Source organism: Azonexus sp. (assembly GCF_041909095.1).
Lineage (GTDB): Bacteria > Pseudomonadota > Gammaproteobacteria > Burkholderiales > Rhodocyclaceae > Azonexus.
Window position 1 is genome coordinate 144,268 of record NZ_JAYREB010000002.1, and the last position, 16,000, is coordinate 160,267.

The 16,000-nt window shown below is 62.9% G+C and carries 13 protein-coding genes and 2 tRNA genes; 14 read left to right on the forward strand and 1 reads right to left on the reverse strand.

The features are described 5' to 3' along the window. Window positions 1-27 precede the first annotated feature (27 nt). The 10 genes from ACE3OV_RS07520 to pnp all read left to right on the forward strand — a co-directional run bounded on the left by ACE3OV_RS07520 (window position 28) and on the right by pnp (window position 11,218). Window positions 28-897: a ScpA family protein gene (locus tag ACE3OV_RS07520; RefSeq protein WP_374326368.1), complete on the forward strand. Its 870-nt coding sequence runs from the start codon at window positions 28-30 to the stop codon at window positions 895-897. After that, window positions 866-1,411, forward strand: a complete 546-nt coding sequence (gene scpB / locus ACE3OV_RS07525; RefSeq protein ID WP_374326369.1) for an SMC-Scp complex subunit ScpB — start codon at window positions 866-868, stop codon at window positions 1,409-1,411. The genes ACE3OV_RS07520 and scpB overlap by 32 nt, the downstream gene beginning before the upstream one ends. Further along, complete coding sequence (rluB, locus tag ACE3OV_RS07530) at window positions 1,398-2,411, forward strand: 23S rRNA pseudouridine(2605) synthase RluB (RefSeq protein ID WP_374326370.1); 1,014 nt, start codon at window positions 1,398-1,400, stop codon at window positions 2,409-2,411. The genes scpB and rluB overlap by 14 nt, the downstream gene beginning before the upstream one ends. A gap of 150 nt (window positions 2,412-2,561) precedes the next feature. Further along, on the forward strand, window positions 2,562-3,002 hold the full coding sequence (gene rimP, locus ACE3OV_RS07535; RefSeq protein ID WP_374326371.1) for a ribosome maturation factor RimP: 441 nt from the start codon (window positions 2,562-2,564) through the stop codon (window positions 3,000-3,002). Window positions 3,003-3,023: 21 nt separating this feature from the next. Then, window positions 3,024-4,496, forward strand: coding sequence for a transcription termination factor NusA (gene nusA / locus ACE3OV_RS07540; RefSeq protein WP_374326372.1), 1,473 nt, complete (start codon window positions 3,024-3,026; stop codon window positions 4,494-4,496). A gap of 17 nt (window positions 4,497-4,513) precedes the next feature. After that, window positions 4,514-7,288, forward strand: a complete 2,775-nt coding sequence (gene infB, locus ACE3OV_RS07545) for a translation initiation factor IF-2 (RefSeq protein ID WP_374326373.1) — start codon at window positions 4,514-4,516, stop codon at window positions 7,286-7,288. Then, window positions 7,288-7,668 (forward strand): 30S ribosome-binding factor RbfA, encoded by a 381-nt coding sequence (gene rbfA, locus ACE3OV_RS07550; RefSeq protein ID WP_374326374.1) that lies wholly within the window; start codon window positions 7,288-7,290, stop codon window positions 7,666-7,668. The genes infB and rbfA overlap by 1 nt, the downstream gene beginning before the upstream one ends. 7 nt (window positions 7,669-7,675) lie before the next feature. Next, the gene (gene truB / locus ACE3OV_RS07555; RefSeq protein ID WP_374326375.1) at window positions 7,676-8,581 is read left to right on the forward strand and encodes a tRNA pseudouridine(55) synthase TruB; all 906 of its coding nucleotides are present in this window, start codon (window positions 7,676-7,678) and stop codon (window positions 8,579-8,581) included. Between the two features lie 104 nt (window positions 8,582-8,685). Next, complete coding sequence (gene rpsO / locus ACE3OV_RS07560; protein ID WP_028995750.1) at window positions 8,686-8,955, forward strand: 30S ribosomal protein S15; 270 nt, start codon at window positions 8,686-8,688, stop codon at window positions 8,953-8,955. Window positions 8,956-9,091: 136 nt separating this feature from the next. Continuing rightward, window positions 9,092-11,218, forward strand: a complete 2,127-nt coding sequence (gene pnp / locus ACE3OV_RS07565; RefSeq protein ID WP_374326376.1) for a polyribonucleotide nucleotidyltransferase — start codon at window positions 9,092-9,094, stop codon at window positions 11,216-11,218. Between the two features lie 158 nt (window positions 11,219-11,376). On the opposite strand, the gene dksA is transcribed toward pnp, so the two are convergent. Next, a complete protein-coding gene (gene dksA / locus ACE3OV_RS07570; protein ID WP_374326377.1) occupies window positions 11,377-11,802 on the reverse strand; it encodes an RNA polymerase-binding protein DksA in 426 nt (141 codons plus the stop codon). Between the two features lie 165 nt (window positions 11,803-11,967). On the opposite strand from dksA, the gene ACE3OV_RS07575 reads away from it, so the two are divergent. From ACE3OV_RS07575 to galE, 4 genes are all read left to right on the forward strand, one after another. Next, window positions 11,968-12,044 (forward strand) — tRNA-Pro (locus ACE3OV_RS07575). A gap of 22 nt (window positions 12,045-12,066) precedes the next feature. Beyond that, a tRNA-Arg gene (locus ACE3OV_RS07580) sits at window positions 12,067-12,143 on the forward strand. A gap of 103 nt (window positions 12,144-12,246) precedes the next feature. Continuing rightward, the gene (locus ACE3OV_RS07585; protein WP_374326378.1) at window positions 12,247-14,844 is read left to right on the forward strand and encodes an ATP-binding protein; all 2,598 of its coding nucleotides are present in this window, start codon (window positions 12,247-12,249) and stop codon (window positions 14,842-14,844) included. Between the two features lie 27 nt (window positions 14,845-14,871). Next, window positions 14,872-15,879 carry a UDP-glucose 4-epimerase GalE gene (gene galE / locus ACE3OV_RS07590; protein ID WP_374326379.1) on the forward strand — a complete coding sequence of 336 codons (1,008 nt, stop codon included), beginning with the start codon at window positions 14,872-14,874 and terminating at the stop codon, window positions 15,877-15,879. The last annotated feature ends 121 nt before the right edge of the window (window positions 15,880-16,000 follow it).

Below are 16,000 nucleotides of genomic sequence, written 5' to 3' on the forward strand. Positions count from 1 at the left end.
CCGCCACTGCCGTCCGGCGGTTGCCGCATGAATCTTGCGGTCGACCTGCCGCAGGCGTCGCTGTTCGAACCGGTCGCCCGCATTTACGGCGAGCCGCTCGAAACGCTGCCGTTCGACCTCTACATCCCGCCGGATGCGCTCGAGATCATGCTCGACGCCTTCGAGGGGCCGCTCGACCTGCTGCTCTACCTGATCCGCAAGGCCAACGTCGATATCCTCGACATCCCGATGGCGCCGCTGACCCGGCAGTATCTCGACTACGTCGAGGCGATGCGCGCCAGCAACCTCGAACTCGCCGCCGAGTACCTGGTGATGGCGGCGATGCTGATCGAGATCAAGTCGCGCATGCTGCTGCCGCGCCCCAAGCTGCCCGGCGACGACGAGACCGAGGATCCGCGCGCCGAACTGGTGCGCCGGCTGATGGAATACGAGCAGATGAAGCTCGCTGGTCAGCGGCTCAATGCGATGCCGCAGGCGGAGCGCGAATTCTTCTGGGTCGAGACGCTGCTCGAGAAATCGCTGATCGAACGTCTGCCGGAAGTCTCGGCGGCCGATCTGCGCGACGCCTGGATGGCGGTCGTTCGCCAGGCGGCCTTGAAGCGCAACCACAAGATCAGCCGCGAGGAGTTGTCGGTGCGCGAGCACATGGGCATCATTCTCCGGGCTTTGCAGGAAAAGGGCGGTTTCGTCCAGTTCGAGACCCTGTTCGACCCGGCGATGGGGCCGCCCGGCCTGGTCGTGCATTTCATCGCGATGCTCGAGCTGGGGCGGGAAAAGCTGATCCGCATCACGCAGACCGAGGCCTTCGCGCCGATCTACGTCAATCTGTGCGACGGCGAGGAGGAAGCGATGCTGGAGGAGGGCGATGGCGGCGAGCCTGATCAAGAAAGTGCTTGAAGCGGCGCTGCTCGCCTCCCGCGAGCCGCTGACGACGCACGACATGAAGAAGCTGTTCGACGAGGAATTGTCGTCGGAAACACTCAGGAAGCTGCTCGACCAGATTCGCGCCGAATGGGCCGAGCGCCCGGTCGAGCTGGTGCAGCTCGCCTCCGGCTGGCGCTTCCGGACGCGCGCCGAGTACCTGCCCTACCTGGAGCGCCTGAACCCGGAAAAGCCGCCGAAGTACTCGCGCGCCGTGCTGGAAACCTTGGCCATCATCGCCTACCGGCAACCGGTGACACGTGGCGACATCGAGGAGATCCGCGGCGTCGCGGTCAATCCGAACGTCGTCAAAACCCTTGAAGAGCGTGGCTGGATCGACGTCGTCGGCCACCGCGACACCCCCGGTCGACCGGCGCTGTTTGCCACGACCAAACAATTTCTCGATGATCTGGGCCTGCGTAGCGTCAGCGAACTGCCGCCGCTGGAGCAAATCAGCCAGACACTGGAGCTGACTCATGAAAACCCATAAACGTACTCCCTTTCGTGCCCCGGGTGGGGCTGCCGAAGCCCCGGCCGGCGCGCGACCGCGTCGCGGTGCCGGGCGCAACCAGCCCTTGCCCGCCGGGCGCGCGCCGGATGCCGGCGACGAATTGCCGGACGCCGTCGAGGCGGCGCCCAAGCCGGCGCCCCGACGCCAGGGCAAGCCGCAAACCGGGCGCGCCAATCGTGGCAACATCGGGCGCAACGGCAAGCCGCTGATCGAAGCCAAGCCGGAGCGTCTGCAGAAGATCCTGGCCCAGGCCGGCGTCGGCTCGCGGCGCGAGATGGAGGAATGGATCGCCGCCGGCAAGGTCAGCGTCAATGGCGAGGTGGCGACGCTTGGCCAGTCGGTGATTCCGACCGACAAGGTGAAGGTCGGCGGCCGCCTGATCAACATCCGCTTCACCGGCGCGGGCGCCCGTGCGCCGCGCGTGTTGATGTATCACAAACCGGAAGGCGAGATCGTCTCGCGCGACGACCCGGACGGTCGCCCGTCGGTATTCGCGGCCTTGCCGCGGATGCGTGGCGGGCGCTGGATCGCCGTCGGCCGTCTCGACTTCAACACCTCCGGCTTGCTGCTGTTCACCACCTCCGGCGAACTGGCCAACAAGCTGATGCACCCCAGTTCGGAACTGGTGCGCGAGTACGCGGTACGCGTCCTCGGAGAGCTGACCGACGAAGCGCAGCAGCAACTGCTCAAGGGGGTCGAGCTCGAAGACGGTCCGGCCAGCTTTGCCAGCCTGACCGATGCCGGTGGCGAAGGCGCCAACAAGTGGTACCGCGTCAGCTTGTTCGAAGGCCGCAACCGCGAGGTGCGGCGCATGTTCGAGGCGGTCGGGTGCACGGTCAGCCGACTGATCCGTGTCCGTTACGGTCCTTTCGTGCTGCCGCCGCAGTTGAAGCGCGGCCGTTGCCACGAGCTTGAGGAAGGCGAGGTCAAGGCGCTGATGCGCGAGCTTGGCGCAGCCAAGGCGGCGCCCAAACCCTGACCGGGAAGGCGCGCCGGACGGCGGAAAGCGGCGAAAGCAATTGTCGGGAGGGAATAAACCCGTTATAATTCACGGGTTTGTTTCTCCTGCAATTTTGCAGGCATCTTATTTTTCTGAGGTGGGCGTTTCGCCCATTTTTTATTTGTGCCTATGGATTTGAATACGCTGCTTGAAACCACGGTGACCGGCCTCGGCTACGAGCTCGTCGATGTCGAGATGTCGCCCCGCGGCAGAACCATCCGCGTCTTCATCGATGCGCCGACCCGCGAGGGAGGGATCGATGTCGAGGATTGCGCCAAGGTCTCGAACCAGTTGTCGCGCGTCTTCGAGGTCGAGAACATCGATTACGACCGGCTCGAGATTTCCTCGCCGGGCATGGATCGCGTGGTCAAGAAGGAAGTTGATTTCGCCCGCTTCGCCGGACAGTCGATCCAGATCAAGCTGCGCATCCCGCACAACAACCGCCGCAACTTCCAGGGGCTGCTGCTCGGCTGCGAAAACGGCAAGGTTGGTCTTCGCCTCGACAAGGAAGACGTGGAACTCGAATTCAACAATATCGAAAAGGCACGTCTGGTGCCCAAATTCGACTGAAGTCCCTGGAGGTCTTAGCCCATGAGCCGTGAACTGTTGCTGCTGGTCGATGCCCTGGCCCGCGAAAAGAACGTCAACAAGGAAATCGTTTTCGGTGCCCTTGAACTGGCGCTCGCTTCGGCGACCAAGAAGCGTATCCACGACGAAGCCGAGGTCCGGGTCGCGATCGATCGCGCCACCGGCAATTACGACTCCTTCCGCCGCTGGCAAGTGGTGGCGGACGACGAATACGTCAACGAATATCTCCAGATTCCGCTGTCGGATGCGCGCAAGGACGACGCCGATATCGAGGCTGGTGATTACCTGGAAGAGCCTCTGGAGCCGATCGATTTCGGCCGCATCGGTGCCCAGGCCGCCAAGCAGGTGATCCTGCAGAAGATCCGCGACGCCGAGCGCGAGCAGATCCTGCAGGACTTCCTGGAGCGCAAGGAACATGTCGTTTCCGGCACCATCAAGCGCATGGAGCGCGGCAACGCCATCGTCGAGGCCGGCAAGGTTGAGGCCCTGCTGCCGCGCGATCAGATGATCCCCAAGGAAAACCTGCGTGTCGGCGACCGCGTTCGCGCCTACCTGCTGCGCATCGATCGCGGCGCTCGCGGTCCGCAGATCATCCTGTCGCGCACGGCGCCGGAATTCGTCATCAAGCTGTTCGAACTGGAAGTTCCGGAAATCGAGGACGGCTTGATGGAAATGAAGGCTTGCGCCCGCGATCCCGGCATGCGCGCCAAGATCGCCGTCAAGTCGAACGACCCGCGCATCGACCCGATCGGCACCTGCGTCGGCCTGCGCGGCTCGCGCGTCACCGCCGTGCGTAACGAAATCGGCGGCGAGAACATCGACATCGTGCTGTGGTCGGCCGATCCTGCTCAGTTCGTGATCGGCGCCCTGTCGCCGGCCGAAGTGACGTCGATCGTCGTCGATGAGGAAAAGCATGCGATGGACGTCGTCGTAGACGAGGACAACCTGGCGATCGCCATCGGTCGCAGCGGTCAGAACGTCCGTCTGGCGTCCGAGCTGACCGGTTGGACGATCAACCTGATGACCCAGGATGAATCGGCCAAGCGCGCCGAGGCTGAATACGCGGTGACCCGCGTGGTGTTCATGGAAAAACTGGACATCGACGAAGAACTGGCCGACCTGCTGATCGAGGAAGGTTTCTCGACGCTGGAGGAAGTGGCCTACGTGCCGCTCGCCGAAATGCTCGAGATCGACGGCCTCGACGAAGACATCGTCAACGAGCTGCGCAATCGGGCGCGCAACGTGCTTCTGACGGAAGCCATCGCCACCGAGGAGAAGCTCGAAAGCGTCGCCGAGGACCTGATCGGTCTCGAAGGCATGACCAAGGAACTGGCGGCCAAGCTGGCCGAACACAACATCAAGACACGTGACGACCTCGCCGAACTGGCGGTCGATGAGCTGCTGGAAATCGCCGGCATCGATGAAGCGCGTGCCAAGGAACTCATTCTCAAGGCTCGGGCTCACTGGTTCGAGTGAGCGGGGAGGTAGCAAGTATGTCCGCAACAACCGTTTCACAATTTGCCGTCGAACTCAAGATGCCGGTCGAGGCGCTGCTCGAGCAGCTCAATCGCGCCGGTGTCGGCAAGTCCGGTGGCGGCGACACGCTGACCGATCAGGACAAGGCCAGTCTGCTCGATTATCTGCGCCGCTCGCATGGCGACGCGCAGCCGAAGAACAAGATCACACTGACGCGCAAGCAGACGTCCGAAATCAAGGCGACCGATGCCCACGGCCGGGCCCGGACGGTGCAGGTCGAAGTGCGCAAGAAACGTGTGCTGGTCAAGCGCGATGTGCCGGATGCGCTGGGCGAAACTGCCGGTGAAGGCCTTGATGAGCAGGAGCTCATCGAATCGGCTGGCGAGTTGGCGCCGGAAGACGTGATCGAAACGGTGGCGGAAGTCGCTGCGCCGGCGGTGGTCGAGCCGGAACCGGAGGTCGAGCCGGAGCCGCAACCCGAGCCGGAACCGGAGCCTCAGCCAGAGCCGGAACCCGAACCAGAGCCGGAACCCGTAGCCGCGGCTGATGCCGAGCCGGTTGCCAAAGCCGCGCCGAGCGAGACGCTGGCCGTCCGTCGTCCGCTGGACCGGGCTGCGATCATCGGTGAAAAGGAACTCAAAGCCCGCGAGGAAGAGGCACGTCGCTCCAGCCGCCTGCGCGAGATTCAGGAACGCGAACTGCGCGAAAAGCAGGCCCGCGAAGCCCAGCTGGTGCAGATGCGCCAGCAGGCGGAAGCCGCTGCTGCCGCTGCCAAGCTGGCCGAACAGGCGAAACAGCAGGCGGCCGCCCAGGCGAAGACTGCCGAAGGCGAAAAGGGCACCCTGCACAAGCGTCCGGATGCGCCGAAGAAGGGCGAGAAGGTCGGGCGCGCTGCCGATGACGGCAAGAAGAAGGGCGGTCTTAAGACCCGCGGTTCGGACGTTGGCGGTGGCTGGAAGGACAATCGTCACGGCCACAAGAAATCGCACAAGTCGGACGACGGCCAGGGCAGCTTCCAGGCGCCGACCGAGCCGATCACCCGCGAAGTGCACGTGCCGGAAACCATCTCGGTTTCCGACCTCGCCCACAAGATGGCGGTGAAGGCCACCGAAGTCATCAAGACGATGATGAAGATGGGCTCGATGGTCACCATCAACCAGGTGCTCGATCAGGAAACGGCGATGATCGTCGTCGAGGAAATGGGTCACAAGGCGCTCGCCGCCAAGCTCGACGATCCCGATGCCTTCCTCGAGGAAACCGGCGAGCACAAGGACGTGCCGCTGGAGCCGCGCGCCCCGGTGGTTACCGTCATGGGCCACGTCGACCACGGCAAGACCTCGCTGCTCGACTACATCCGCCGCGCCAAGGTTGCCGCGGGTGAAGCCGGCGGCATTACGCAGCACATCGGTGCCTACCATGTGGAAACCGATCGCGGCATGATCACCTTCCTCGACACCCCGGGTCACGAAGCGTTTACCGCGATGCGGGCGCGTGGTGCCAAGGCCACCGACATCGTCATCCTGGTTGTCGCGGCCGACGACGGCGTGATGCCGCAGACCAAGGAAGCGATCCACCACGCCAAGGCGGCCGGTGTGCCGCTGGTGGTGGCCGTGAACAAGATCGACAAGCCGGATGCCAATCCGGACCGCGTCAAGCAGGAACTGGTCGCCGAAGGCGTGATTCCGGAAGAATACGGCGGCGATTCGCCGTTCTGCCCGGTGTCGGCCAAGAAGGGCACCGGCATCGACGAACTGCTCGAACAAGTGCTGCTGCAGGCCGAAGTGCTCGAACTGACGGCGCAGAAGGACGCGCCGGCCAAGGGCCTGATCATCGAAGCCCGTCTCGACAAGGGGCGCGGCGCGGTGGCGACCATGCTCGTCCAGTCCGGCACACTGAAGCGCGGCGACGTCGTGCTGGCCGGCCAGGTCTTCGGCAAGGTGCGCGCCATGCTCGACGAGAACGGCAAGCCGATCAACGAGGCCGGGCCGTCGATTCCGGTCGAGATTCTCGGCCTGTCGGATGTACCGGCGGCTGGCGAGGAAGCCATTGTCCTGGCCGACGAAAAGAAGGCGCGCGAAATCGCCTTGTTCCGTCAGGGCAAGTTCCGCGACGTCAAGCTCGCCAAGCAGCAGGCGGCCAAGCTGGAGAACATGTTCCAGCAGATGGAAGAGGGCCAGGTCAAGACCCTGCCGCTGATCGTCAAGGCCGACGTGCAAGGTTCCCAGGAAGCCCTGGTGCAGACGCTGGCCAAGCTGTCCAACGAGGAAGTCCGCGTCCAGATCATCCACGGTGCGGTCGGTGCGATCAGCGAATCCGACGTCAACCTGGCACAAGCCTCGGGCGCCGTCATCATCGGCTTCAACATTCGCGCCGATGCCGGTTCGCGCAAGCTGGCAGAGAGCTTCGGCGTCGATATCCGCTACTACAACGTGATCTACGACGCGGTCGATGAGGTCAAGGCGGCGTTGTCCGGCATGCTGTCGCCGGAGAAGCGCGAGCAGATCACCGGCATGGTCGAGATCCGCCAGGTCTTCCACGTTTCCAAGGTTGGCGCGATCGCCGGCTGTTATGTGCTGGAAGGTATCGTCAAGCGCAATTCCCGCGTCCGCCTGATCCGCAACCACACGGTCCAGTGGGATGGCGAACTGGATTCGCTGAAGCGCTTCAAGGACGACGTCAAGGAAGTGCGTTCCAATTTCGAGTGCGGTCTGTCGCTGCGTGGCAACAACGACATCCAGGAAGGTGATCAGCTCGAAGTGTACGAAATCCAGGAAGTGGCGCGTTCGCTGTAATGAAGAAGCAGGGACCCCGAGGATTCCAGCGTAGCGATCGGGTCGCGGAGCAGGTGCGCCGCGACCTCGCCGACCTGATCCGTACCGAGCTGAAGGACCCGCGCGTCGGCATGATCAGCCTGACTTCGGTCGAGCTGACGCCGGACTACGCGCACGCCAAGGTTTTCTTCACTACGCTCAATGCTGATCACCTGCCCGAAATCGAGCAGGGTCTGAAGCGCGCCGCCGGTTTCCTGCGGCGTGAGCTGGGCCGGCGTATCCACATCCATACCCTGCCGGAACTGCATTTCGTCTACGACAGTTCCCTGGAATACGGTGCCAGCATGACGGCGCTGATCCAGCAGGCCAACGCGATCAGCGACCAGACGCCGGAAGACTAGGCTCATCATGGAGCCGAGGGTCAAGAAAACCTGGAAACAGGTGGACGGTGTACTGTTGCTCGACAAGGCGCCGGGAATGAGTTCCAACGACGCCTTGCAGAAGGCGCGGCGCCTGTTCTCCGCCGCCAAGGGCGGTCACACCGGCACCCTCGACCCGCTGGCCACCGGCCTGCTGCCCTTGTGCTTCGGCGAGGCGACCAAGTTTTCCGCCGATCTGCTCGACGCCGACAAGACTTACGAGGCCGAGCTCCGGCTCGGGGTCAGCACTGACTCCGGCGACGCCGAGGGCGTCGTCACGGCGACCGCCGAGGTCAATGTCACGCCGGCCGACATCGCCCGCGTGCTGCCGCAATTCACCGGTGACATCGAGCAGGTGCCGCCCATGCATTCGGCGCTGAAGCGCGACGGGCGACCGTTGTACGAACTCGCCCGGCAGGGCATCACCGTCGACCGCGAAGCCCGACCGGTGACCATCCACGTCATCGAGTTGCTGGCCTTTTCGGGTGATTCTCTGCGCCTGTCGGTCAGTTGCAGCAAGGGCACCTATATCCGCGTACTCGCCCAGGACATTGGTGCCGCGCTCGGTTGCGGCGCGCATCTGACCGCCTTGCGGCGGACCCGGGTCGGCGATTTGCTGCTCGATGGTGCGCTGACTCTGGCGCAGATTGACGGCATCGAGGAGGGCGCGCGCGTCGCTTGCCTGCGTCCGGTCGATGCGCTGCTGCAAAGCCTGCCCCGGGTTGATCTGAGCGGTGAAGCTGCGCAACGCTTCAGCCACGGTAATCCGGTCGACCTGCCGGAAGGCTTGAGCGGCAAGATTCGCGTCTATGCCGAGGACCGGCTGATCGGTGTCGGCGAGCCCCGGCCGGGCCTGCGCCTGTGGCCGAAAAGACTGGTGCAACTGGCGCTGTAAGCTGCTACAATCCGCTGCTTTCCGATAGCGTCGGGAAAATTTTCCAACAGGCGTTCGCTCTATCAAACCGGGGCTGCGTCGTTTTCATGAAAGAGGGTTTTGAAATGGCCGTTACCACCGAACAAAAGGCGAGCATCGTCGCCGAATACGCACAGTCCAAGGGCGACACCGGTTCTCCGGAAGTCCAGGTTGCTCTGCTGACCGCCCGCATCAACGACCTCCAGCCGCACTTCAAGGAGCACAGCAAGGATCACCACTCGCGTCGTGGCCTGCTGCACCTCGTCTCGCAGCGCCGCAAGCTGCTCGACTACCTGAAGGGCAAGGACGTCGAGCGTTATCGCACGCTGATCACGAAGCTGGGCCTGCGTAAATAAGCGGCACGGCGTAGCCACGAAAAGCGGCCCGGAAAATTCCCGGCCGCTTTTTTGTTTTTTGTTGTTCCGTTGTTCTTTGTTGTTGTGTAAGTCGTTGTTATTGTTGCGTTAATGTGATGAGAGAGAAAGGAAATCAATGTTTAATGTCGTGAAAAAGACCTTCGCCTACGGCGAACACCAGGTCACCCTGGAAACCGGCGAAATCGCCCGCCAAGCTGGCGGCGCTGTCGTTGTCTCGATGGAAGAGACCGTCGTTCTGGTGACCGTTGTCGGTGCCAAGAATGCCAAGCCCGGTCAGGATTTCTTCCCGCTGACCGTCGATTATCAGGAAAAGGTTTACGCTGCCGGCCGTATCCCCGGTGGCTTCTTCAAGCGCGAAGGCCGTCCTTCGGAAAAGGAAACGCTGACCTGCCGTCTGATCGACCGCCCGATCCGTCCGCTGTTCCCGGACGGTTTCTACAATGAAGTTCAGGTGGTCGCCACCGTCATTTCGCTGAACCCGGAAATCGATTCCGACATCCCGGCAATGATCGGCGCTTCCGCCGCCCTGGCCATCTCCGGCATCCCCTTCGCCGGCCCGATCGGCGCTGCCCGCGTCGGCTACATCAACGGTCAATACGTGCTCTGCCCGACGCTGTCGCAGCTCAAGGACAGCCAGCTTGACCTGGTTGTCGCCGGTACCGAAGCTGCCGTGCTGATGGTTGAATCGGAAGCTGACCAGCTGTCGGAAGAAATCATGCTCGGCGCCGTGGTCTTCGGCCACACCGAAATGCAGAAGGCGATCAACGCCATCAACGAACTCGTTGAAGAAGCCGGCAAGCCGGAATGGGACTGGCAAGCGCCGGCCAAGGACGAAGCCCTGGTCGCCCGCCTGAAGGATCTGGTCGGTGCCAAGCTGGAAGAAGCCTACAGCATCACCTCCAAGCAGGCCCGCAGCCAGCGCGTCAAGGAAATCTCCGCCGAAGCCGTTGCTGCCCTGTGCACCGGCGAAGAAGGCGCGCCGGATGCCAACACCGTCGGCAACCTGTTCTTCGAACTTGAAGCCGGCATCGTCCGCGGCCGCATCCTGTCCGGTGCGCCGCGTATCGACGGTCGCAACACGCGTACCGTGCGCCCGATCACCATGCGTTCCGGCGTTCTGCCGCGCACCCACGGTTCGGCCCTGTTCACCCGCGGTGAAACGCAGGCGCTGGCGGTTGCCACGCTGGGTACCAACCGCGACGAGCAGATCATTGACGCGCTGGCCGGCGAATACCGCGACCGCTTCATGCTGCACTACAACATGCCCCCGTACGCCACCGGCGAATGCGGTCGTGTCGGTACGCCGAAGCGTCGTGAAATCGGTCACGGCCGTCTGGCCAAGCGCGCGCTGCTGGCCGTGCTGCCGAAGCCGGAAGACTTCTCCTACTCGATGCGCGTGGTTTCCGAAATCACCGAATCGAACGGCTCCTCGTCGATGGCTTCCGTCTGCGGCGGCTGCCTGGCGCTGATGGACGCCGGCGTGCCGCTGAAGGCGCACGTAGCCGGTATCGCCATGGGCCTGATCAAGGAAGGCAATCGCTTCGCGGTGCTGACCGACATTCTCGGCGACGAAGATCACCTCGGCGACATGGACTTCAAGGTGGCCGGCACCACCAGCGGCATCACCGCGCTGCAGATGGACATCAAGATCCAGGGCATCACCAAGGAAATCATGCAGGTTGCCCTGGCGCAAGCCCAGGAAGCCCGTCTGCACATACTCAACCTGATGCAGGAAGCCGCTGCCGGCCCGCGTGAAGAAATGTCGGCCTACGCCCCGCGTCTGTACACCTTCAAGATCAATCCGGAAAAGATCCGTGACGTGATCGGCAAGGGCGGCGCCGTGATCCGCAGCATCACCGAGGAAACCGGCACCACCATCGACATCCAGGACGACGGCACGATCACCATCGCCGCCACCTCGGGCGATGCCGCTGCCGCTGCCCGCGCCAAAATCGACGCGATCACCGCAGAAGTCGAGATCGGCAAGATCTACGAAGGCACCGTGCTCAAGATCCTCGATTTCGGCGCGATCGTTTCGGTCCTGCCGGGCAAGGACGGCCTGCTGCACATCTCGCAGATCGCCAAGGAGCGCGTCAACAAGGTCGAAGACTACGTCAAGGAAGGCCAGGTCGTGCGCGTCAAGGTTCTCGAGACCGACGACCGCGGCCGCGTCAAGCTGTCGATGAAGGCAGTGGCCGAGGAAGAAGGCGCTGCCCAGCAGGAACAGCAGCAACAGCAGTAATCGCCTACCGGCAAAAGCCAAGGGCACCGCGAGGTGCCCTTTTTTTATCCGCCTGCTTGCGCGAAGCGCTTGTTCGGTAAGTCTGTGGCGATTACTTCGCCATTTGCTTTTAGCTGCGACTAACCTGAAGGTAAGTCTGCGCTGAAAGCAATTGGCGATTACTTCGCCATTTGCTTTTCCTTCAGTTCGTCGAGCGTCTTGCAGTCGATGCACAGGGTGGCCGTCGGCCGCGCTTCCAGGCGCTTGATGCCGATCTCGACGCCGCACTTGTCGCAAAAGCCGTAATCGCCTTCGTCGATGCGGGCGAGGGTTTCGTCGATCTTCTTGATCAGCTTGCGCTCGCGGTCGCGGTTGCGCAGTTCGATCGCCATGTCAGTTTCCTGGCTGGCCCGGTCGTTGGGGTCGGCAAAGACCGTCGCTTCGTCCTGCATGGTATGCACCGTGCGATCAATGTCTTCGCTCAGTTCCTTTTTCAGGGACTCCAGAATTTTCCGGAAATGACCGAGTTGCTTGTTGCTCATGTAATCCTCACCAGCCTTCGGCTCGTAAGGAGAGAAATGTTTGTGAAGCAGGTCTTCTGCCATTTTGTGAGCGCTTCCAGTGACGAAAAAAGCGATTAAATATCAGAAAGGCTGGAGCGAGGCAAGGAAAAGCCATGCTGCAGCGCAATGTGTCGATGTCATGAGCTGGCGGCTTTCGCTGTATTGCTGGCGTCGCGGCGATCTCGCTGATACAATCCGCAGCCTTGTCGGGGCGTAGCGCAGTCTGGTAGCGCATCTGCTTTGGGAGCAGAGGGTCGTGAGTTCGAATCCCACCGCCCCGACCATCCTCTTCCGGCGGCAACCCGCGCGCCCGTAGCTCAACTGGATAGAGCAATTGCCTTCTAAGCAATAGGTCGGGGGTTCGAGTCCCTCCGGGCGCGCCAGACAATCTTTCGCCGCCTGATCCGGCATTTACTGCCGGGCGCCGATGGAAATGTGATAATCGAACTTTCCGTCATTTCATCGCCCGGCACTGCCGCTTCATCAATGTCTGCCCACCATCGTCCTGAGCCAGCTCCGGTTACGCCTGCTCCCGGTGCCGGGCGGCGTTTTCACCACTGGCTGGTGCTTGGGGTGTTGCTGCTCAACCTGTTGATGGTGGCGATCGCCGCGACCACCCTGCAGGCCAGTCGGCAGCGGGCACTGTCTCAGGTCAGGGACGATGCTGCCAATCTGGCCGCCCTGCTTGAGTTGGGGGTCGGCGATTCGGTCCGGCGCATCGATCTGAGCTTGCTGGGCATCGTAGATATGCTCGAGTGGCTGGCGAGCGAAGGGCAGTTGTCCGACGCAAGAATCGAACAGGTGCTGCAACTCCATCTCGGTCGTCACCGGGCGATCGATGCCTTTCGTCTCAGCGATGCCGAGGGATACTTGCGCTGGGGCAAGGGCGTCGACCGTCAGGCCCCGGTGTCCTTGACCGACCGGCCATTCTTCGCCGCCCATCGAGCAGCACCTGGTGCGCAATTGCTAGTCGCCGAGCCGGTCCTCGGCAGGGTGTCGAAAATCCCCGTGGCCGCTTTCACCCGTTCCTGGCGGCGGGCTGACGGGGAATTCGGCGGGATCGTGACGGCGGCAGTCACGCTCGATCATTTCACCCGCCAGCTGGCGCCCCTGCAATTGGGTGCCCACGGCGAAGCGGCAATCCGCTATCTCGATCTCAATTTGTTGACCGCCCATCCCGCAGCCCCTGCCGGTGTCACTCCGTTTCTGCCGCAAGGCCTGGCCAGCCGGCTCGACGCCGGCCTGACCGACGGTGTGCTGGCCGATACCGGAAACGATGGGATGGAACGTGTCTATGCCTTCCGGCGGATTCCGCAAACGCCTTTCCTTCTGACCGTGGCGATGGCGCCGCAGGATTTTCTGGCCGATTGGCAGCAGGAGTTGCAACGCACCCTGGTCCTGCTGTTTGCCTTTTTCCTGGCCACCCTGTGTGCAGCCTGGCTGCTGCGGCGTTCCTGGCGGCAACTCGGCGATCAGGCAGCTTTCCTCCATACGCTGATCGAAAACCTGCCGATCCCTTTTTTCTACAAGGATCGCACTGGCCGTTATCGTGGTTGCAACCGCGCTTTCGAGCAATTGCTCGGCAGACGTCGCGACGAGATCATCGGGTACAGCGTGTTCGACATGGCGCCCCCGGAAATCGCCGAGCGTTATGACGAAATGGACCGTCGCCTGTTTGCCGTGCCGGGCACGCAGAGTTACGAATGGAGCGTGATGGGGCCGGAGGGGCGGCGCCAGGTGATTTTTCACAAGGCCACCTTTGCCGATGCTGACGGACAGATTGCCGGCCTCCTGGGCGGCATCACCGACGTCAGCGAACTGAAGCGGGTGCAGGAGGAACTGCAGGCGCACCGCGACAATCTGGAAGCCCTAGTCGTCGAACGGACCGCCGAACTGGTTCGGGCGAAAGCCGAAGCCGAGTCGGCGAGTCGGGCAAAAAGCGCCTTCCTCGCCAACATGAGCCACGAATTGCGGACGCCGATGAACGGCATCATGGGCATGATCGAGCTGGTCTGGCGCAAGACCGTCGACCCTCGCGACCGGGAGCGTCTGAGCAAGGCGCGGCAGTCATCGGCGCATCTGCTCGACCTGATCAACGGCATTCTCGATATCTCGAAGATCGAGGCAGAGCGGATGACCCTGGAAAAACGGCCGTTCCGTCTCGCCGAGATCGTCGACAATGCCCTGGGCGTCACCGCGCACCGGGCCGAGGAGAAGGGTTTGCAGCTGCGCGTCGAACCGCTGCCGCTCGCCGCCCGCCAGGCCTTGCTGGGCGATCCCCTGCGTTTGTCGCAGGTGCTGATCAACCTGCTCGGTAACGCCCTGAAATTTACCGAAGCCGGTACTGTCGGTCTGCGTTTCGACTTGCTTGAGGAAAGCGAGGCGCATCTGCGTCTGCGCTGCGCCGTCAGCGATACCGGCATCGGTATCGCCGCCGACGCCCTGCCGCGCTTGTTCACACCTTTCGAGCAAGCCGATTCCTCGATGACTCGCCGTTTTGGCGGTACCGGGCTGGGGCTGGCGATCAGCCGGCGCCTGGTCGAGTTGATGGGCGGCGAGATTGGCGTCGATAGCGAGCCTGGTCGGGGCAGTTGCTTCTGGTTTGTCGTGGTGCTGGACAAGCTGCCGGTGTCTCCGGGCGAAGCAGGGGCCTGCCTGGTCGCCGAATCGCCGGAACTGGCGTTGCGCCGCGACTTTCTTGGCGCCCGCATTCTGCTGGCCGAGGACGATCCGATCAACCGGGAGGTCGCCTGCGATCTGCTCGAGGACGTCGGCTTGGTCATCGATCTCGCCGACGATGGTGAGGCGGCGGTGCGCATGGCCCGGGAAAATCGCTATGACCTGATCCTGATGGACATGCAGATGCCCAAATGTAACGGCGTTGAAGCCGCTGCGGCAATCCGTGCCGGATCGTCGAACCAGCAGACACCGATCCTGGCCATGACCGCCAATGCCTATGAGGAAGATCGTCGGGCCTGTCTGGCAGCCGGCATGAACGATCATCTCGGCAAGCCGGTCGAGCCTGCGGTCCTGTTTGCTGCCTTGCTGCACTGGTTGCGTCGCAACGGTCGGTCGGCGGAGTGAAGGAAAATTTTTCATGAAGGAGAAAGCATGATTCTGGTCACCGGGGGAACCGGCTATATCGGTTCACACACCGTCGTTGAACTGCTCGCCCGTGGCGAGTCGGTCCTCATTCTCGACAACCTCAGCAACAGCAGCCTGAAGGTGCTCGACCGGATCGAAGCCATCAGCGGCCGGCGGCCCGGCTTCGTACAGGGCGATATCCGGGACCAGGCGCTGCTGGCGCGCCTGTTTGCCGAAAATCCGATCGCTGCGGTGGTTCATTTTGCCGGTTTGAAGGCGGTCGGCGAATCGGTCGCCAAGCCGCTTGCCTATTACGACAACAATGTCACCGGCAGTCTGTGCCTGTTCCGCGCCATGGCCGAAGCGGGCGTGCGCAAGCTGGTCTTCAGTTCGTCGGCGACGGTTTATGGTGATCCGCACACGGTGCCGATCCGCGAGGACTTTCCGCTGCAGGCGACGAATCCCTACGGGCGCAGCAAGCTGATGATCGAGGAAATCCTGCGCGACCAGCTGCGTGCCGATCCTGCCTGGCGGGTGGCCATCCTGCGCTATTTCAATCCGGTCGGCGCCCACCTCAGTGGCCTGATTGGCGAGAGTCCGAACGGCATTCCAAACAACCTGATGCCCTTCATCTCCCAGGTCGCTGTCGGTCAGCGTCCGGAACTCTCAGTTTTCGGCAACGATTATCCGACCCCGGATGGCACAGGCGTGCGCGACTACATCCACGTCGTCGACCTGGCGCTTGGTCATCTTGCCGCCCTCGATGCCCTGGCTCGTGCGCCGGGCGAGCTGACGGTCAATCTGGGAACCGGCCAGGGTTACAGCGTGCTCGAAATGATCCAGGCGTTCGAAAAGGCGAGCGGGAAACCCGTGCCGTACCGGATCGTCGCCCGACGTCCGGGCGATATCGCCAGTTGCTACGCCGATCCGGCCAACGCCGAAGCCAGGCTGGGCTGGCGGGCGAGGCGCGATCTGGCGACGATGTGCGAGGATGTCTGGCGCTGGCAATCGAACAATCCGCAAGGCCTGGCATAGGCCAGGAAGGGCCCGCCGACGGGCGGGTATGACCTAGGTTGTATTGGTTTTTCGGTCTGTCGCAGGTAAATTCCGCGATTCATTTTATGCAATGCGGAAGCCCCCTTGACCTGTCTGGCGA